This is a genomic window from Pseudomonas peli (genome assembly GCF_900099645.1).
Taxonomy (GTDB): domain Bacteria; phylum Pseudomonadota; class Gammaproteobacteria; order Pseudomonadales; family Pseudomonadaceae; genus Aquipseudomonas; species Aquipseudomonas peli.
Genome location: NZ_FMTL01000001.1, coordinates 1,255,087 through 1,273,596, shown reverse-complemented (window position 1 = coordinate 1,273,596; position 18,510 = coordinate 1,255,087). Strand labels below are relative to the sequence as shown.

Sequence of the window (18,510 nt, the reverse complement as noted above, 5' to 3'; positions counted from 1 at the left end):
CCACAGGAGTCCGCCCAATGAACTACCGCCACGCCTTTCATGCCGGCAACCATGCCGATGTGCTGAAACACTATGTCCTCACTCGCCTGATTGCCCTGCTGTCACGCAAGGAGGCGCCGTTCGCCTACCTCGACAGCCATGCGGGTATCGGTCTGTATGATCTGCGCGGTGATCAAGCCAGCCGCACGGGCGAGTGGCTGGAAGGCATTGCCCGGCTGTGGCAGGCCACCGATGTACCGGACCCGCTGCTGGATTATCTGGAAGTGATTCGGGCGATGAACCCGGATGGCGAGCTGCGTCATTACCCCGGCTCGCCGGAGCTGGCGCGCCTGCTGACCCGCGAGCAAGATCGCTTGCACTTGAACGAGAAGCACCCGGAAGACGGTCGTCTGCTCAAGGAAAACATGCACGGCGACCGCCGCGTGGCCGTGCACCTGGGCGAGGGTTGGTATGTGCCACGTGCCCTGCTGCCAACCCGCGAGAAGCGCGCCCTGCTGTTGATCGATCCGCCGTTCGAGCAGGTCGATGAGATGGAACGCTGCGCCCAGTCGTTGAGCGAAGCCATCAGCCGCATGCGCCAGGCTGTGGTGGCGATCTGGTACCCGATCAAGGACCTGCGCCAGCTGCGGCGTTTCTACAGTGACCTGCAAAAGAGCAAGGCGCCCAAGCTGCTGCGCATCGAACTCTACGTACACCCCACCGACGAAGCAGCGCGCTTGAATGGCTCCGGCCTGGTGATCAGCAACCCACCATGGGGTTTGGAAGACGAACTCAAGCAGATCCTGCCATGGCTCGCTCAGCTGCTCGGGCAAAGCCAGGGCGGCTGGCGACTGGATTGGCTGATTGAGGAAGGCAGCGCGGGCTAGCGACCTTTGCTCGGTTCGACAAAGTAGCTCAGCTGCTGGCGCGGGTTGAGGTACTCCAGCGCTTCGCGCGGCAGCTGCGCCGGGCGCAGGCTGCTGGCGATGCCGAGGCGTGTTTCCTGTTCCAGGTCGATGATCAGCGCCTCGTTTTTGGGCACTTCGGCATCGTAGACCACCAGCGTCGGTTTCAGCGGCAGGCTTGGGTTCATGCCCAAGACCAGGCCGTAACGCTGATCATCCAGCTGCACCAGGCAGCCCGGTGGATACACCCCCATGCAGCGGATAAAGGCTTTCAGCGCCACCGCATCGAAGCGCGCATTGTATTGCTTGAACATCAGCGCCAGCGCTTCGTGCGGACTGAGGCCATCGCGCGGGTTGAGCGGGTTGCACAGGTTATCGAACTGGTTGGTGATGCACACCAGACGGCTTAGTCGGCCGATGGCTGCTTCACGCAGCTGACGCGGGTAACCGCTGCCGTCGCAGTATTCATGGTGCTCGTTGATGACGCGCAGCACTTCATCATCCAGCATCAGCTTGTGGCCCATGCGCAGGCCGAATTCACAGTGCAGCTGCAGTAGCTGCTGTTCCGGACGGGTCAGCGGCTCACTTTTCAGCAGGACCTTGCTGGGCACCTCCAGTTTGCCGACATCGTGCAGCAGCGCCCCCATGCCGAGGACATGGCAGTCCTCGCTGTCCAGGCCGAGTTGGCGACCCAGCATCAGGCTCAGTACGGTGACGTTCAGGGAGTGCAGGTAATTGTCTTCGGCGGCCTTGCTGTTGATGGTGTGCAGCACGGCGCCGCTGCCCCCCAGCAGCGTATCGACCATCGCGCCGACCACCTCGCCAGCCTGCTTGCAGGCTTCTTCTGGGCGGCTGCGCAGCGTCTGGTTGAGGGTTTTGACCTGTTGGCTGGCCTGAACGAATTTGCGGTCCACTTCGGCCAGGCGTTTGCGCAGGGCCTTGAGTTTTTCCGCACGGGCCAGGCTGGCCTGCTGCTGTGGCGAGGGCGGTGCTGCCGGTATTGGGGTGACGACCGTTGCTGTGGGTTCGGTCGCGCTCAGGGGCTCACAATCACTGCGCTCGGGGTCATAGCGCAGGCGTGTAACCCCCAAGGCGCGCAGGGCCTTGATCTGGTTTTCATCCTTGATCTTGAAGTTGCTGAAGGCAAAGTTGTGTTCCCACCAGGCCAGTTCAAGCTGGATATACAGGCCGACACACAGCTGGTCGGGGGATATGTAGGCTGAGGGTGCGGGCATGCGGGTGTCGGGGATGATGGCTAATGGCTTGCAGTCTAGCGGTTTGCCTACCTCGTGGCAGCAGGCGACAGCGGCTTCTGCACTATTTACCGGCTGGCGTGCTGGCTGGCGTTGTGTCCTGCAGCGCATGCTCGACTTCCTCTGCCCATTGCAGCCAGGACTGTTCACCCAGAATGCCGCGCCGCAGCGTTAGGTAAGGCATGCGCAAAGCCTGGCGCTGCTCGGCGGGTAAGCCGTGGTAGTCGCGCTCAATGCTCAGCAGGCTGTCCAACGTTTTGCGGTGCACGGCGATATGCCGCTGCATTTCTTCACGCAGGTTGTCGGGTGAGGTGTGTGCGCCGGCATACAGCTTCACCAGCAGCGCATCGTTGATGGTATTCGGCTGCACTGGCTCGCCCAGCCAGCGCAGCAGTTCGGCATGGCCGGCTGGGGTCAGGCGGTAGTTCTTTTTGTCCGGACGGGTATCTTGTGTTTGTGCTTCAAACGCCAGCCAGCCGGCTTCGCTGAGCTTTTTCAGCTCCAGGTACACCTGCTGGTGTTTGGCGTTCCAGAAGTAACCCAGGCCATCCTTGAAGCGCTTGAACAGGTCGTAACCGCTGCCGGGCTCGCTTTCGAGCAGAATCAAAATGGCGTGCTTGAGTGACATGGGCGGACTTTAACGGCTGCTGCCTGAGATGCGCCGCAGTATACGGGATATGCAAAAAGTTGCATGGGTGGTGAATGCTTGCCTATTATGCAAAAACTTGCATAACAAAAATAACCACGGAGCTGCCCATGAAACGCACAGGAACCCGCTTTCGTTCGCGTCTGGCGCGCAACGATTACGACGCCATCATCATCGGCTCCGGCATCGGTGGCCTGACCACCGCCGCGCTGCTGGCCAAGCTCGGCAAGCGCGTGTGTGTGCTGGAGCAGCATTACACCGCCGGCGGCTACACCCACAGCTATGAACGCGAAGGCTACGAGTGGGACGTGGGCGTGCATTACATCGGTGAGGTGCACAAGCCCTGGTCGGCGATCCGACGGGTGTTCGATGTGATCAGCGACGGCCACCTCGAATGGGCGCCAATGGACGCCCATTACGACCGCATCGTGATGGGCGAACAGACCTATGACTACGTGGCCGGGCGTGATGAATTCAAGGCGGAGATGAAGCGCCACTTCCCCGCAGAGGCCGCAGTGCTCGACCGTTATGTCGATCTGCTCAGCGAGGTCAGTGCCAAGGTGCCGCGCTTTTTTGCGGGTCAGGCGCTGCCGCGCTCACTGGGTATGCTCTACGGCAAATTGCGTCGTCTGTGGCTGCCGGATTACTTCTTCAAAACCACCCGTGAAGTGCTTGAAGGTCTGACCGACAATCAGGAGTTGATTGGCGTGCTCACCGCGCAGTGGGGTGATTATGGCCTGCCGCCGGCCGAGGCCGCCTTTGTGATGCACGCTATGGTCGCCAAGCACTACATCACCGGCGGCAACTACCCGGTGGGCGGCGCGACGAAGATTTCCGAGACCATCATCCCGGTGATCGAGGCGGCAGGCGGTCATGTCTTCACCTATGCCGGGGTCGACAAGATCCTGGTCGAAAAGGGCCGTGCGGTCGGTGTGCGTTTGCAGAAAGACGGCGTCGAGATTCGCGCGCCGCAGATCGTCAGCTGCGCCGGCCTGGTGCCGACTTATACACGCCTGCTAGAGCCACAGGTGGCCAGCGACCATGGTCTGCTGGAGCACCTACCCAAGGTTAAGCTCTCCGCCGCCACCCTGTGCCTGTACGCCGGGTTTAAGGGCAGCGCCGCCGAGTTGAAGCTGCCGAAGACCAACTACTGGGTCTACCCGAGTCATGATCACGACCACAACGTCAGCAGCTTCATGGCTGGACAAAACCCGACGATGCCGCTGATCTACATCAGCTTCCCCTCGGCCAAAGACCCGGCCTGGGATGCGCATTACCCGAACAAGGCCACGGTGGAAATCGTCGCGCCGACCCAGCCGCAGTGGTTCGCCCAGTGGAAGGGCACCACCTGGGGCAAGCGCGGTGCCGAGTACGAAGCGTTCAAGGCGCAGCTCACCGAGCAATTGCTGGAAACCCTCTACCAGCATCAGCCGCAACTGCGCGGTGCGTTGGATTTCTGCGAGCTGGGCACGCCGCTGTCCACCGAGTGGTACCAGTGGAACGAACAGGGTGAAATCTATGGGATTGATCACACGGTCGCGCGTTTCGAGCAGCACTGGATTCACACCCAGACGCCGATCAAGGGCCTGTACCTGACCGGGGCGGATACGGTGACGGCTGGCGTGGGCGGCGCGTTGATGGCCGGGGTCATGACCGCCTCGCGCATGCTCGGCTGGCGCGGTTACAGGGTGGGCAAGTTGTTGAAAAGCTGGAAGGCACAAGCGCCTACCGCCGCCAGTGCGACGGCGGATGCAGCGGGCTAAACCACGACGTCGACACTATTGCCCAGATTGGGCGGGTTGCTCGGCAGGCTGGCTGGCGTGGCGGCCTCAATCAGGCCGCCGATGCTGGCGGCCTGCAGTTCCAGGGTCTTGCGCAGTAACAGCAGCGAGGCCATGGCGGAGGCTTGAGCCGAGGCCTGGGACGCCACCTGGTTGGTCAGGCTGCTGAGTTCCATGGGGGTTCCTTCTGCGTCAGGTGTCTTCAGTCTAGCAGGCAAGTGCCCGTGCCACCCAGGCCGCAATAGCCGCCGGGATTCTTCGCCAGGTACTGCTGGTGATAGGCCTCAGCGTAGTAGAACGGTGGCGCCTCGCGTACTTCGGTGGTGATAGCGCCGTAACCATTTTTGCTTAATTCCGCCTGGAATTTGGCCTGGCTGCTTTGCGCTGCGGCCAGTTGTTCGGCGCCGTAGCAGTAGATCGCCGAACGGTACTGGCTGCCCGTGTCGTTACCCTGGCGCATGCCTTGGGTCGGGTTGTGTGCCTCCCAGAACACTTTCAGCAATGCGGCGTAGCTGGTGACCTGCGGATCGAATACCACCAGCACGACTTCGGTATGGCCGGTCAGGCCTGAGCAGGTTTCGTCATAGGTTGGGTTCGGCGTATGGCCGCCGGCATAGCCGACTGCCGTGCTCCACACCCCCGGCTGCTGCCAGAAGCGCCGTTCCGCGCCCCAGAAACAGCCCATGGCGAATACCGCTTGCTCAAGGCCATCAGGAAATGGCCCCTGCAGCGCATTGCCATTGACGAAATGCGCAGTCGGCACCTTCATCGCGTCTGTCCGGCCCGGCAGGGCCTGTTCGGCGGTGGGCAGTTCGAGTTTGTGGGCGAGAATTTGCGAACGCAGAACCATGAGCCATTTCCTCAGCAGAAGCATGTGTGTCATAGACCGTTATAAGGCGGGCTTGTTACAGCCGGCTAGCCTTTGTTTGGATAGCGCTTGAGCCTTTCCAGCAGGTCGCGACCGGCGATGGGTTTGTCGAACAGGTAGCCTTGGCCGATGTCGCACTGCTGGCGACGCAGAAAGTTCAGCTGCGCAGGTGTTTCAATGCCCTCGGCTACCACTTTGAGTTTCAGGTTATGCGCCATGGCGATCACCGCTGAGGTGATTTCCATGTCGTCCTGATTCTCCGGGATGTCCTTGATAAAGCTGCGATCAATCTTGATCACATCAATGGGGAATTTCTTCAGGTAGCTGAGTGAAGAATAACCGGTGCCGAAGTCGTCCATGGCCAGGGTCAGGCCCAGGCTTTTCAGGCGACTGAGCTGATGGCGGGTGTCGTCAGTGGCTTCCAGCAGCAGGCTCTCGGTCAACTCCAGTTCGAGCAGGGCTGGGTCGAGTTGTTCTTCATGCAGGATGGCGGCGATCTCACCCACCAGGTCCGGGTCGGAGAACTGTTTGGGCGACAGGTTGATGGCCATCTGCAGCGGCGTATGGCCGACGGCGATCAGCTGTTTGCTCATGCGGCACGCCTGGCGCGTGACCCATTTGCCGATGGGGATGATCAGGCCGGTTTCTTCCGCCACGCTGATAAATCGGTCCGGTCTGATCATGCCCTTGTCTGGGTGATTCCAGCGCAGCAGCGCTTCCAAGCCCAGCAGTCGACCCCGCTTCAGGCACAGCTTGGGTTGGTAGAACACCTCCAGCTCGTTCTGCATCAGCGCACGGCGCAGGTTGCTCTCTACGAACAGCTTGTCGTGCGCTTCGGCATTCAGTGCATCGGTAAAGACCTGCAGCTGATTTTTGCCGTTGGCTTTGGCTTTATGCAGCGCCAAGCCGGTGTGCTTCATCAGGGTTTGCGGGTCATCACCGTGTTCGGGCGCGCAGCCCAGACCGATGGAGCCGGTGACGTTGATCAGCTGGTTGTCGACGAACAGTGGCTTGTCCAACGTCTGCAGCAGCTTTTGCGCCACCAGTTGACTGTCGGCCTGGTTGAGGTCGAGTAATACGGCAAATTCGTTGCTGGCAAAGCGGGCCAATACGCTGCTGGGGTGCAGGGTGTTACGCAAGCGGCGCGCCAGGCTGACCAGCAGTTTGTCGCCCGTCTGGTGGCCGAGGCTATCGTTGATCCGTTTGAAATTGTCGATATCCACCAGCAGCAGGCTGATCGGTTTGCCGGGGTGCGCGCTGAAGTGATCTTCCAGCGAGCGGATAAAGGCGTAGCGGTTGCCGAGCCCGGTGAGGTTGTCGCGAAAGGCCAGGCGCTCAATATGCTGCTGCGCCTGCTTGCTCGCCGTCACGTCTTCGTAGATGCCGATGTAGTGGGTCAGGCTGCCATCGTCGGCATAGACTTTGGACAACGACAGTTGCCCCCAGTAGGGGTCGAGGTTTTTCCGGCGGCTCTTGAATTCACCCAGCCAGCTGTTCTGTTCGGCCAGGCTGGAGCGGGCGTCAAACAGCAGGTCGCTGAGGTTTTCCAATGCCGGTATTTCGGACAGGCGGCGCCCCTGGACTTCGCTGGCGCTGTACAGGGTAATGGCGGTAAAGCTCGGGTTTACGTACTCCACCAGGCCATCACGGTCGAGCAGGATAAAGGCGCTTGAGCTTTGCTCGACGGCGCGTTGAAACAGGTACAACGCGTTGGTTGCAGAACGGCGTTGCTGGTTGGTCAGCACCTGAGCGTATTGATCGGCCAGTTCGCCAGCAAAGGCGATTTCGTCAGCCTGCCAAGTGCGTGGCGAGCCGCTATGTTCCAGGCACAGCACGCCCACCACTTCACCGGCGATGCGGATGCTGGCATCGAGCATCGCCGCGATGCCCATGGGTTTCAGGTAGCTGTTGCTCAGCTCGCGGGTACGTGGGTCCTGGTAGGCATCATGGGCGTCGAGCGCCCGGCCGCTGTGCAGCGCCTGCAGGTAGGCGGGGTAGGGGCTGGCGTCGATGTCGGGTTGCTCGACATGCCGGCCCTGATCCTGTTGATACAGGGCCACCGCTTGCAGCATGTGCTGATTGAGGTTCCAGATGCCGACGCGGCTGACGCCATACAACTCACAGGCGCTTTTACTGATCAGTTCGGCGGCTTCACGCAAGGGGTTGCTGTCGCCGTAATGATGGCGCGCTAGGGTGACGATCAACTGTTGCTGGGCTTGTGTACGTTGCTGTTGCGCCTGCAGCTCGGCCTGGCTGCGCTGGTACAGCTCGAGGGTTTGTGGCGACGGAGCGCTCTGCTCGTTCATCACCAGCAGGTAGCCGCGTAGCAGGTGTCGGCCGCGTTGCTTGAAGGCTTCGCCCACTTCCATCAGCGTCAGGCTACCGCGCGGGGTGTGCAGGCAGTACTGCACGCTGTAGTGGTGGCGGGCGGCCAGCTGCTGCGCAATGTTGTCATGCAGTTGGTGGCGAGCCGCAGGTTCCATCAGGCTGGCGTAGGGCGCATCGAGCAGGGAGCAGAGTTCATGGGCCGGCAAACCGAACTGTTGTTCGCAGCCTGAATCGAGGTACAGCAGGGCCCAGCTGGCTTCATTCAAGCGCTCGAAACGCAGTAGGCCGAGGCGCGAAGGCACTGGCAACTGCGTCACAACCTCGGCCGCTAAACGACTTGCGGCATCGGGATGGCTTTTCATTCGGTGGCTGGCTTCCAGTATGCTGATCGAAGCGGTAATCGACTCACTTCATTTATAGCGTCGGGTAAGGGTGCATCATGCAATTGCGACTGACAAGAAAACTAATATCCGCAGTGCTGCTGAGCAGCTGTATGGTCACCTCGACAGCGTTCGCCGCTGAGCCTGACACGGGTTTGAGCAGTGCCGAACAGGGCAATTATCTGCTCGAATTGAAACGCCTTTATCTGACCGAGAATGACCGCCAAGCGCTGCTGGCGCATTGCAATGATCTGCTTAAAACCTACGCCCTGCGCGCCGCTTATCAGGTCGGCCAGGCGCAGCGTCAGGACCTGTTGTATCAGCTGCGTCAGGGCGAGTCCGGCGAGCTGCTGCTACGTGAAGAAACCCGTGGCCAGCAGGGCACCGATATTGCCGTGCGCAACCAGCGGGTGCCGCTGTTTGGCGTCGACCCTTTCGTTCGGTACGAATGCCCGAGCAGCGGCATCAGCTGCGTGCTGCACAACCCCAACGACGGCAGCCCAATGCTGACCATCGTGCGCGATCACAAGGGCGCTGCCGAACTGGCCAAGGCCCTGAGCTTTCTGATCCGTAATCTGCAGAAAGGCTGATCGCCTCCCATAGTTCCACCGCTGGCTTAAATCTAAAAAAAACCCCGCCAACAGGGCGGGGTCGAGGGTACGAGCGTGGCTGCTCGAAAGTTGATGCGTTACAGCAGCATGGTGCGGATGTCCGCCAGTACGTCACCCAGGCGCTTGGTGAAGCGCGCCGCAGCGGCGCCGTTGATCACACGGTGGTCGTAGGACAGCGACAGCGGCAGCATCAGCTTGGGCTGGAAGGCTTTGCCATCCCAGACCGGCTGAATGGTGGCCTTGCTCACACCGAGGATCGCCACTTCCGGCGCGTTGACGATCGGCGTGAAGCCGGTGCCGCCAATGTGGCCGAGGCTGGAGATGGTGAAGCAGGCGCCCTGCATATCGTCGGCTGACAGCTTCTTGGTGCGCGCCTTTTCCGCCAGTGCGGCGGCTTCAGCAGCGAGCTGCAGCAGGCTCTTCTGATCGACGTTCTTGATCACCGGTACCAGCAGGCCATCCGGTGTATCGACGGCAAAGCCGATGTGCACGTATTTCTTGCGGATGATGGCTTTGCCGCTCGGCGCCAGTGAGCTGTTGAAGTCCGGCAGTTCCTTGAGCAGGAAGGCGCAGGCCTTGAGCAGCAGTGGCAGCACGGTGAGTTTGACCCCAGCCTTTTCCGCTACGGCTTTCTGCGCGACGCGGAAGGCTTCCAGCTCGGTGATATCGGCCGAATCGAACTGGGTCACGTGCGGCACGTTGAGCCAGCTGCGATGCAGGTTGTTGGCGCCGACCTGCATCAGGCGGGTCATCGCCACTTCTTCGATTTCACCAAACTTGCTGAAGTCCACCACCGGGATCGGCGGGATACCGGCACCACCGGTTGCACCGGCAGCTGGGGCTTCCTTGGCCTTCTGCATCATGGTTTTGACGTAAGCCTGCACGTCCTCTTTGAGCACACGACCTTTCGGCCCGGTACCCGCTACGGCGGACAGCTCGACGCCGAACTCGCGAGCGAGCTGACGCACTGCCGGGCCCGCATGCACCTTGGCGCCGTCACGCTTAGGGGCGGCGGCAACGTTGGCAGCAGCGGCTGCCAGCGAGGCAATTGCACCAACTTCGGCAGCGACCGCCGGATGCGCACCGGCCGGAACTTTGTGCACGTCACTTGCGGGTGCGGCGGCCGGTGCTGGCGCTGCGGCTGCTGGAGCCGCAGCGGCGCCGGCCACTTTCAGCTTGAGGATAAAATCACCGGTGCCAACTTCGTCTTCCAGTTTGACGCTGATGCTTTCCACCACACCGGCAGCCGGCGAGGGGATTTCCATGCTGGCCTTGTCCGACTCCAGGGTGATCAGCGACTGGTCGGCTTCGACCGTATCGCCGACCTTGATCAGAATCTCGATGACTTTGGCTTTGCCGTCCGAGCCGATATCCGGCACATGTACGTCCTGCACGCTGCTGCTGGCCTGCGCGACAGGTGCAGGTGCGGCGGCTGGTGCAGTAGCTGCAGCTGCAGCCGCTTTGGGCGCTTCAGCCGCTACAGCGGCAGGCGCCGCGGGTGCTTCGGCAGCTCCCTCGACTTCCAGCTCAAACAGTTCGTCGCCTTCTTTCAGGCGGTCGCCCAGCTTTACTTTCAGACTTTTCACCACGCCGCCTTTCGGCGCGGGGATTTCCATGCTGGCCTTGTCCGATTCCAGGGTCAGCACGCTCTGATCGGCCTCGATGCGATCACCGACCTTGACCATCAGTTCGATTACTTCACCCTCACCACCACCGATGTCGGGTACGCGAATCAATTCACTCATCGTTTCGCTCCTTAGCAGTCCAGTGGGTTGAGTTTTTCCGGGTTGATGCCGAACTTGACGATGGCCTCGGCCACCACCTTCGGTTCGATATCACCACGGTCGGCGAGTGCTTCCAGGGCAGCGAGGACAACCCAGTTGCGGTCCACTTCAAAGAAGTGGCGCAGCTTCTTGCGGCTGTCGCTGCGGCCGAAGCCGTCGGTGCCCAGCACTTTGAATTCCTTGCTCGGCACCCACTGACGAATCTGTTCGGCGAACAGTTTCATATAGTCGGTGGAGGCAATTACTGGGCCTTTGCGGCCGCTCAGGCACTCTTCCACGTAGGTCTGCTTGGGTTTCTGGCCCGGGTGCAGGCGGTTGCTGCGTTCCACGGCCAGGCCATCACGGCGTAGTTCGTTGAAGCTGGTCACGCTCCATACATCTGCAGCGACGTTGAACTCGTCACGCAGAATCTTCGCTGCCTCGCGCACTTCACGCAGGATGGTGCCGGAGCCGAGGAGCTGCACGTGGTGCGCGGCTTCCTTCTTGTCCTCTTCGAGCAGGTACATGCCCTTGATGATGCCTTCCTCGATACCGGCCGGCATGGCGGGCTGCTGGTAGGATTCGTTCATCACGGTGATGTAGTAGAAGACGTCCTGTTGCTGCTCGGTCATCTTCTTCATGCCGTCCTGGATGATCACCGCCAGCTCGTAGCCGTAGGTCGGATCATAGGTGCGGCAGTTGGGGATGGTCGCTGCCAGCATGTGGCTGTGACCGTCCTCGTGCTGCAGGCCTTCGCCGTTCAGCGTGGTACGGCCGGCGGTGCCGCCGATTAGGAAACCACGGGTGCGGCTGTCGCCAGCGGCCCAGGCCAGGTCACCAATACGCTGGAAACCGAACATCGAATAGAAGATGTAGAACGGCAGCATCGGCTGGTTATGGCTGGAGTACGACGTACCGGCCGCAATAAACGAGCTCATGGCGCCAGCTTCGTTGATGCCTTCCTCGAGGATCTGGCCCTTCTTGTCTTCGCGGTAGAACATCACTTGGTCTTTATCGACCGGCTCATAGAGCTGGCCGACCGAGGAGTAGATACCGAGCTGGCGGAACATGCCTTCCATGCCGAAGGTACGGGCTTCGTCCGGGATGATCGGGACGATGCGCGAGCCGATGTCCTTGTCCTTGACCAACTGCGCGAGGATACGCACGAAAGCCATGGTGGTGGAGATTTCACGGTCGCCCGAGCCATCGAGGATGGCCTTGAGGGTGTCCAGTGGCGGCGTCGGGATGCTGAAACTCTTGGCGCGGCGCTGTGGCACGAAACCACCGAGGGCGGCGCGGCGTTCGCTCAGGTAACGGGCTTCGGCGCTGCCTTCTTCCGGTTTGAGGAACGGCAGGTTTTCCAGCTCGTCGTCTTTAACCGGGATGTCGAAGCGGTCGCGGAACTGCTTGAGGCTGTCGACATCGACCTTCTTGGTGTTGTGCGCGGTGTTCTTGGCTTCACCGGCACCGGTGCCATAACCCTTGACGGTCTTGGCCAGAATTACGGTCGGCTGCTCTTTGTGGTTGACCGCCTGGTGATAGGCCGCATAGACCTTGTACGGGTCGTGGCCGCCACGGTTGAGCTTCCAGATCTCGTCGTCGGACAGATCGGCAACCATCGCCTTGAGTTCCGGCGAGTTGAAGAAGTGCTCACGGACGAACGCGCCGTCCTTGGCCTTGTAGTTCTGGTATTCGCCGTCGATGACTTCGTCCATGCGGCGCTGCAGGATGCCGTCGACGTCCTTGGCCAGCAGTGGGTCCCAGAAACGGCCCCACACGACTTTGTTGACGTTCCAGCCACCGCCACGGAATACGCCTTCGAGTTCCTGGATGATCTTGCCGTTACCGCGTACCGGGCCGTCGAGGCGCTGCAGGTTGCAGTTGATAACGAAGATCAGGTTGTCGAGCTTCTCGCGGCCAGCCAGGGATATCGCGCCGAGGGATTCCGGCTCGTCGCACTCGCCGTCACCCATAAAGCACCAGACCTTCTGCTTGCCTGCAGGGATAAAGCCGCGGGCTTCCAGGTACTTCATAAAGCGTGCCTGGTAAATCGCCTGGATCGGGCCCAGACCCATGGATACGGTCGGGAACTGCCAGAAGTCCGGCATCAGCCAGGGGTGCGGATAGGACGACAGGCCTTGGCCATCGACTTCCTGGCGGAAGTTGTTCATCTGGTCTTCGGTTATGCGGCCTTCCATAAAGGCGCGGGCATAAACGCCAGGCGATGCGTGGCCCTGGAAGAAGATCAGGTCGCCGCCGTGCTCCTCGGTAGGGGCCTGGAAGAAGTAGTTGAAACCGATGTCATACAGGGTCGCCGAGGACGCGAAGCTGGAGATGTGGCCGCCCAGGTCCGAATCTTTCAGGTTGGTGCGCATGACCATGGCCAACGCGTTCCAGCGTACCAGCGAGCGAATGCGGCGTTCCATAAACAGGTCGCCAGGCATGCGTGCTTCGTGGGTCAGCGGGATGGTGTTGCGGTAGGGCGTGGTGATCGCATACGGCAGCTGTGAACCACTGCGGGTGGCCAGCTCGCCCATACGGGTCATCAGGTAATGTGCGCGGTCTTCACCCTCGTTATCGAGGACGGACTCAAGGGCGTCCAGCCATTCCTGGGTTTCGACGGGATCGAGGTCTTGCATGGCTTGCTCCAGGGCGGAAAGGCTTCCAGAATCGGAGGCCAGGTTTCGTGGCCGACTTCGTGAGTGGCCGCGTGAATTCTTGGATTGACCGGGGGTAGGACCGGCTGCGTGTAGTTTTACTACATTCCGACGCCGATTTCAGCCTTTTGGATACAATCTTTGGTAGTAAAACTACAATTATTTTTCTGCCAGTGATTCGACCCGCTCTAGCGCTGGGTGTGCCATCCATGGTCGCTGCACTGGCAGACCGCTAAAAAGGATAGACCATGAGCCTGCCCGCGCTGGCCTCTTTGCCTCCTGCCTTGTCCCCCCTAGCACTGCGTGGCGAACAGTCTCTACAGCACGCATTTGCTGAGCTTTCCAGTGAGGCGGCAGCGGCTTTCGCAGGTTGGCCGCGCGCGCGAGTGGAGGTGTTGCAGCGTGTGGGCGCTGCCAGTGATTTCGTGGTGCAGCAGGGCCTGCGCGATCCGCAGATGCTGCTCGATCTGGCAGCCAGTGGTGAGCTGGAACGCAGCCTCGGGGCGGGCGAATTGCGCGGGCAATTGGCGCGGGCGTTGGAGGCGTGCGCCGATGACGACGAACTGGGGCGGCGCTTGCGGCGTTACCGTAACCGTCAGCAGTTGCGGATTATCTGGCGTGATATCAGCCGCCAGGCGGATTTGATCGAAACCTGCCGCGACCTTTCCGATCTGGCCGATGCCTGTATCGATCTGGCTTATCAGTGGCTGTATCCACGCCATTGCGCGCAGTTCGGCACGCCCATCGGCCGGCGCAGCGGCCAGGCGCAGCATATGGTCATCCTCGGCATGGGCAAGCTGGGCGCCCATGAGCTGAACCTGTCGTCGGATATCGACCTGATCTTCGGCTACCCCGAAGGCGGCGAAACCGAAGGGGTGAAGCGCCCGCTGGATAATCAGGAGTTCTTTATCCGTCTCGGCCAGAAGTTGATCAAGGCGCTGGATGTGATCACGGTGGAGGGCTTCGTCTTCCGCACCGATATGCGTCTGCGCCCATACGGCTCTTCCGGATCGCTGGTGTTCAGCTTTAACGCGCTGGAGCAGTACTACCAGGACCAGGGCCGCGACTGGGAACGCTACGCGATGATCAAGGCGCGGGTGGTCGGTGGCGACCAGGCTGCTGGCGCGCAGCTGCTGGAGATGCTGCGGCCCTTCGTTTATCGGCGTTATCTGGATTTCTCGGCGATTGAAGCGCTGCGTGCGATGAAGCAGCTGATCCAGCAGGAAGTGCGGCGCAAAGGCATGGCTGAGAACATTAAGTTGGGCTCTGGTGGCATTCGCGAAGTGGAGTTTATCGCCCAGGCTTTCCAGCTGATTCACGGCGGTCGCGATCTTAGCCTGCAGCAGCGCTCGCTGTTTGCCGTACTGAATACCCTTCGCGATCAGGGCTATCTGCCGCCGGCGGTGACTGATGAGTTGCGCGATGGTTATGCCTTCCTGCGTTATGCCGAGCACGCGCTGCAGGCCATCGATGACCGGCAGACGCAGATGCTCCCGGACAACGATCAGGACCGTGCGCGGGTGGCCTTTATTATGGGCTTCGACAACTGGCAGGCGTTCCACGAGCGGCTGATGCACTGGCGCGGCCGGGTTGACTGGCACTTCCGCCAGGTGATCGCCGACCCTGATGAAGAGGAAGGTGGCGAGCCGGTCGAAGAGGCCGTGGGCTGCGAGTGGTTGCCGCTCTGGGATGATGTGCAGGACGAAGAGGCTGCGTGCCGACAGCTGGCCGAGGCCGGCTTTGCCGAGCCGCAATCGGCTTGGCAGCGCCTGGCAGGCCTGCGCAACGGCAATCAGGTGCGCGCCATGCAGCGCCTTGGTCGCGAGCGTCTGGATGCCTTTATCCCGCGCCTGCTGGCACAAGCGGTGGAACATGAAAACCCGGACCTGGTGCTGGAACGCGTACTGCCGCTGATCGAAGCCGTGGCGCGGCGTTCGGCCTACCTGGTGCTGCTCACGGAAAATCCCAGCGCCTTGCAGCGCCTGCTGACCCTGTGCGCGGCCAGCCCGTGGATCGCCGAGCAGATCACCCGCTTCCCGCTGTTGCTTGATGAGCTACTTAATGAGGGGCGGCTGTTCAAGCCGCCGCTGGCGCCCGAGCTGGCCGCCGAGCTGCGCGAGCGGCTGATGCGCATTCCCGAGGAAGACCTGGAGCAGCAGATGGAGGCGCTGCGTCACTTCAAGCTGGCGCATCGGCTGCGTGTTGCCGCCTCGGAAATTGCCGGCACTCTGCCGTTGATGAAGGTCAGCGACTACCTGACCTGGCTGGCCGAGGCGATTCTCGACCAGGTGCTGGCACTGGCCTGGCGCCATACGGTGAGCAAATACGGCGCGCCGCGCCGCGCCGACGGCAGTATCTGCGACCCGGATTTTGTCATCGTCGGCTACGGCAAGGTCGGCGGCATTGAGCTGGGCCACGGTTCGGACCTCGATCTGGTGTTTATCCACGACGGCGACCCGCATGCGGAAACCGATGGCGAAAAGTCTATCGACGGCGCGCAGTTCTTCAATCGCCTGGGCCAGCGCATCATTCACCTGCTGACCACGCAGACCAACTCCGGCCAGCTCTACGAAGTCGACATGCGCCTGCGGCCGTCGGGCGCGGCGGGCCTGCTGGTCAGCTCGCTGGGCGCCTTCGAGCGTTACCAGCAGGGCGAAGCCTGGACCTGGGAGCATCAGGCGCTGGTGCGGGCACGGGTGCTGGTCGGTTGTGCTCGGGTTGGCAAGGCGTTTGAGGCGGTGCGCGCCGGGGTGTTGGGGCGCGAACGTGATCTGGCCACCCTGCGCACAGAAGTCAGCGAAATGCGCGCGAAGATGCGCGATAACCTCGGCAGCAAGGCCACGGCGGCTGGCACCGCGGCGAATGCCTTCGAAGCCACCACGCCGTTCGACCTCAAGCAGGACGCCGGAGGTATCGTCGATATTGAATTTATGGTGCAATACGCGGCCCTGGCCTGGTCGCGCCAGTACCCGGAATTGCTTGAGTTCACTGACAATATTCGCATTCTGGAAGGGCTGGAGCGGGTCGGCTTGCTACCGGGCGAAGATGCCCGCTTGCTGCAGGATATCTACAAGGCCTACCGCTCGGCGGCCCACCGTCAGGCCCTGCAAAAGCAACCTGGGGTGGTCGGCGGTGATCAGTTTGCCGATGAGCGACGCACGGTGATGCGCATTTGGCAGGAACTGGGTTTGAACTGAATTTGAAGAGGTCGGGCGCTTAAGGTGGCCGGCCAAATGTTGTACCAATCGAATGTGAGGAGCAGGCAACTATGTCGATGGCCGATCGTGATGGCGTGATCTGGTATGACGGCGAGCTGGTGCCGTGGCGCAACGCGACCACCCACGTGCTGACCCATACCCTGCACTACGGCATGGGTGTGTTTGAAGGCGTACGCGCCTACAACACCCCGCAAGGCACGGCGATCTTCCGCCTGCAAGCGCACACCGACCGCCTGTTCGACTCGGCCCACATCATGGGCATGAAGATTCCGTTCAGCAAAGACGAAATCAACGAAGCCACCCGCGCCGCCGTGCGTGAGAACAACCTGGAAAGCGCCTACATCCGCCCGATGGTGTTCTACGGATCTGAAGCCATGGGCCTGCGCGCCAGTGGTCTGAAAACCCAGGTGATCGTCGCAGCCTGGAGCTGGGGCGCCTATATGGGTGACGAAGCCCTGCAGGTTGGCATTAAGGTGCGTACCAGCTCCTTCACCCGCCACCACGTGAACATCTCGATGACCCGTGCCAAGGCCAACGGCAACTACATCAACTCGATGCTGGCCCTGCAGGAAGCCATCTCCGGTGGTGCCGACGAGGCCATGCTGCTGGACCCGGAAGGATACGTGGCCGAGGGCTCGGGCGAGAATATCTTCCTGGTCAAAAACGGTGTGATCTACACCCCGGAAGTGACTTCCTGCCTCAATGGCATCACCCGTAACACCATTCTGACCCTGGCAGCCGAACACGGCCTTGAAGTGGTCGAGAAGCGCATTACCCGCGATGAGGTGTATATCGCCGATGAAGCCTTCTTTACCGGCACCGCCGCCGAAGTGACGCCGATCCGTGAAGTCGATGGCCGGCAGATCGGTGCAGGTCGTCGCGGGCCGATCACCGAGAAGCTGCAAACCGCTTATTTTGATCTGGTGACGGGGAAAACCGATGCCCACGCTGAGTGGCGCACGCTGGTCAAATAACTGCCTCGCATGGGCTGGATGCTGCTGCATTCGGCCCGCAGGCTAGGCTGATAGTCGAGCGTTTAGTCTGTCCGGGAGGCGAAAGCCTCCTTGGTCGTTTCTGGAAGTGGCATGAAAATACTGATCGTAGGCCCCAGCTGGGTGGGTGACATGGTGATGGCGCAGACGCTGTTTCAGTGCCTGCAACAGCGTCATCCCGGTTGCGCAATCGATGTGCTGGCGCCCGAGTGGAGCCGGCCGATTCTTGAGCGCATGCCCGAAGTTCGGCAGGCCCTGAGCTTTCCGCTCGGCCACGGCGTGCTGGAGCTGGCCACGCGGCGCAAGATCGGTAAATCGCTGGTTGGCCAGTACGATCAGGCGATTTTGTTGCCTAACTCACTTAAGTCGGCCCTGGTGCCGTTTTTCGCTGGCATCCCCAAACGTACGGGCTGGAAGGGTGAGCTGCGCTACGGCCTGCTCAACGATATCCGCACGCTGGACAAAGAGCGCTACCCGCTGATGATCGAGCGCTTTATGGCACTGGCCTTCGAGCCCGGCGCCGCGCTGCCGCAGCCTTATCCACGCCCCGTCTTGCAGATCGATGCGCAGAGCCGTGATGCTGCCCTGGGCAAGTTCGGCCTGAGCATGGATCGCCCGGTATTGGCGCTGTGCCCAGGGGCTGAGTTTGGTGAAGCCAAGCGCTGGCCGAGCGAGCATTACGCCAAGGTCGCCGAACTGAAGATCCGCGCCGGCTGGCAGGTGTGGATATTCGGCTCGAAAAACGATCACCCGGTCGGCGAAGACATCCGCAGTCGGCTGATTCCTGGCTTGCGCGAGGAAGCGGTGAACCTGGCTGGCGAAACCAGCCTGGCTGAAGCGATTGACCTGCTGTCCTGCCCCGGCGCCGTGGTGTCCAACGACTCCGGCCTGATGCATGTGGCGGCGGCGCTGAATCGCCCACTGGTGGCAGTCTACGGCTCGACCTCGCCGGGCTTTACCCCGCCGCTGGCCGAGCAGGTGGAAATCGTCCGCCTGGGCCTGGAATGCAGTCCGTGCTTCGACCGCACCTGCCGCTTCGGTCACTACAACTGCCTGGGTCAGCTCAAGCCGCGCCCGGTGATCGAGGCGCTGGATCGCCTGGTCAGCGACCCGGTCGAGGTTGAATAGC

At 61.4% G+C, this 18,510-nt stretch carries 13 protein-coding genes; 6 read left to right on the top strand and 7 right to left on the bottom strand.

The annotated features are described in order from the left end of the window. The first annotated feature begins 17 nt into the window (after positions 1-17). Positions 18-866 (top strand): 23S rRNA (adenine(2030)-N(6))-methyltransferase RlmJ, encoded by an 849-nt coding sequence (locus BLO50_RS06140; RefSeq protein WP_090249862.1) that lies wholly within the window; start codon positions 18-20, stop codon positions 864-866. On the opposite strand, the gene BLO50_RS06135 is transcribed toward BLO50_RS06140, so the two are convergent. After that, on the bottom strand, positions 863-2,119 hold the full coding sequence (locus tag BLO50_RS06135) for a cyclic di-GMP phosphodiesterase (RefSeq protein WP_090249860.1): 1,257 nt from the start codon (positions 2,117-2,119) through the stop codon (positions 863-865). The genes BLO50_RS06140 and BLO50_RS06135 overlap by 4 nt on opposite strands. 82 nt (positions 2,120-2,201) lie before the next feature. Then, positions 2,202-2,765: a PadR family transcriptional regulator gene (locus BLO50_RS06130; protein WP_090249857.1), complete on the bottom strand. Its 564-nt coding sequence runs from the start codon at positions 2,763-2,765 to the stop codon at positions 2,202-2,204. A gap of 128 nt (positions 2,766-2,893) precedes the next feature. On the opposite strand from BLO50_RS06130, the gene BLO50_RS06125 reads away from it, so the two are divergent. Next, positions 2,894-4,546 carry a phytoene desaturase family protein gene (locus BLO50_RS06125; RefSeq protein ID WP_090249854.1) on the top strand — a complete coding sequence of 551 codons (1,653 nt, stop codon included), beginning with the start codon at positions 2,894-2,896 and terminating at the stop codon, positions 4,544-4,546. Here the strand turns inward: BLO50_RS06125 and BLO50_RS06120 are convergent. The 3 genes from BLO50_RS06120 to BLO50_RS06110 form a co-directional block, all read right to left on the bottom strand. Then, positions 4,543-4,740 carry a putative motility protein gene (locus BLO50_RS06120; RefSeq protein ID WP_090249852.1) on the bottom strand — a complete coding sequence of 66 codons (198 nt, stop codon included), beginning with the start codon at positions 4,738-4,740 and terminating at the stop codon, positions 4,543-4,545. The genes BLO50_RS06125 and BLO50_RS06120 overlap by 4 nt on opposite strands. A gap of 26 nt (positions 4,741-4,766) precedes the next feature. Beyond that, a complete protein-coding gene (msrA, locus tag BLO50_RS06115) occupies positions 4,767-5,414 on the bottom strand; it encodes a peptide-methionine (S)-S-oxide reductase MsrA (protein WP_090249849.1) in 648 nt (215 codons plus the stop codon). 65 nt (positions 5,415-5,479) lie between these two features. Next, positions 5,480-8,122, bottom strand: coding sequence for a putative bifunctional diguanylate cyclase/phosphodiesterase (locus BLO50_RS06110; protein ID WP_090249847.1), 2,643 nt, complete (start codon positions 8,120-8,122; stop codon positions 5,480-5,482). A 131-nt stretch (positions 8,123-8,253) separates the two neighbouring features. Here BLO50_RS06110 and BLO50_RS06105 point away from each other — a divergent pair, with 131 nt between their 5' ends. Next, positions 8,254-8,730: a hypothetical protein gene (locus BLO50_RS06105; RefSeq protein ID WP_244152843.1), complete on the top strand. Its 477-nt coding sequence runs from the start codon at positions 8,254-8,256 to the stop codon at positions 8,728-8,730. Between the two features lie 98 nt (positions 8,731-8,828). On the opposite strand, the gene aceF is transcribed toward BLO50_RS06105, so the two are convergent. Beyond that, positions 8,829-10,496, bottom strand: coding sequence for a dihydrolipoyllysine-residue acetyltransferase (gene aceF / locus BLO50_RS06100; RefSeq protein WP_090249842.1), 1,668 nt, complete (start codon positions 10,494-10,496; stop codon positions 8,829-8,831). Positions 10,497-10,507: 11 nt separating this feature from the next. Further along, positions 10,508-13,153: a pyruvate dehydrogenase (acetyl-transferring), homodimeric type gene (gene aceE / locus BLO50_RS06095; RefSeq protein WP_090249839.1), complete on the bottom strand. Its 2,646-nt coding sequence runs from the start codon at positions 13,151-13,153 to the stop codon at positions 10,508-10,510. 266 nt (positions 13,154-13,419) lie between these two features. Here aceE and glnE point away from each other — a divergent pair, with 266 nt between their 5' ends. The 3 genes from glnE to waaF all read left to right on the top strand — a co-directional run bounded on the left by glnE (position 13,420) and on the right by waaF (position 18,509). Further along, the gene (gene glnE / locus BLO50_RS06090; protein ID WP_090249837.1) at positions 13,420-16,368 is read left to right on the top strand and encodes a bifunctional [glutamate--ammonia ligase]-adenylyl-L-tyrosine phosphorylase/[glutamate--ammonia-ligase] adenylyltransferase; all 2,949 of its coding nucleotides are present in this window, start codon (positions 13,420-13,422) and stop codon (positions 16,366-16,368) included. Between the two features lie 71 nt (positions 16,369-16,439). Further along, a complete protein-coding gene (gene ilvE, locus BLO50_RS06085) occupies positions 16,440-17,363 on the top strand; it encodes a branched-chain-amino-acid transaminase (RefSeq protein ID WP_090249834.1) in 924 nt (307 codons plus the stop codon). Positions 17,364-17,474: 111 nt separating this feature from the next. Next, positions 17,475-18,509: a lipopolysaccharide heptosyltransferase II gene (gene waaF, locus BLO50_RS06080; protein WP_090249831.1), complete on the top strand. Its 1,035-nt coding sequence runs from the start codon at positions 17,475-17,477 to the stop codon at positions 18,507-18,509. The last annotated feature ends 1 nt before the right edge of the window (position 18,510 follow it).

Excerpts from the sequence above, each read along its gene's own strand:
- BLO50_RS06140 (WP_090249862.1), top strand. The coding sequence starts at position 18 with ATGAACTACCGCCACGCCTTTCATGCCGGCAACCATGCCGATGTGCTG.
- BLO50_RS06135 (WP_090249860.1), bottom strand. The coding sequence starts at position 2,119 with ATGCCCGCACCCTCAGCCTACATATCCCCCGACCAGCTGTGTGTCGGC.
- BLO50_RS06130 (WP_090249857.1), bottom strand. The coding sequence starts at position 2,765 with ATGTCACTCAAGCACGCCATTTTGATTCTGCTCGAAAGCGAGCCCGGC.
- BLO50_RS06125 (WP_090249854.1), top strand. The coding sequence starts at position 2,894 with ATGAAACGCACAGGAACCCGCTTTCGTTCGCGTCTGGCGCGCAACGAT.
- BLO50_RS06120 (WP_090249852.1), bottom strand. The coding sequence starts at position 4,740 with ATGGAACTCAGCAGCCTGACCAACCAGGTGGCGTCCCAGGCCTCGGCT.
- msrA (WP_090249849.1), bottom strand. The coding sequence starts at position 5,414 with ATGGTTCTGCGTTCGCAAATTCTCGCCCACAAACTCGAACTGCCCACC.
- BLO50_RS06110 (WP_090249847.1), bottom strand. The coding sequence starts at position 8,122 with ATGAAAAGCCATCCCGATGCCGCAAGTCGTTTAGCGGCCGAGGTTGTG.
- BLO50_RS06105 (WP_244152843.1), top strand. The coding sequence starts at position 8,254 with ATGGTCACCTCGACAGCGTTCGCCGCTGAGCCTGACACGGGTTTGAGC.
- aceF (WP_090249842.1), bottom strand. The coding sequence starts at position 10,496 with ATGAGTGAATTGATTCGCGTACCCGACATCGGTGGTGGTGAGGGTGAA.
- aceE (WP_090249839.1), bottom strand. The coding sequence starts at position 13,153 with ATGCAAGACCTCGATCCCGTCGAAACCCAGGAATGGCTGGACGCCCTT.
- glnE (WP_090249837.1), top strand. The coding sequence starts at position 13,420 with ATGAGCCTGCCCGCGCTGGCCTCTTTGCCTCCTGCCTTGTCCCCCCTA.
- ilvE (WP_090249834.1), top strand. The coding sequence starts at position 16,440 with ATGTCGATGGCCGATCGTGATGGCGTGATCTGGTATGACGGCGAGCTG.
- waaF (WP_090249831.1), top strand. The coding sequence starts at position 17,475 with ATGAAAATACTGATCGTAGGCCCCAGCTGGGTGGGTGACATGGTGATG.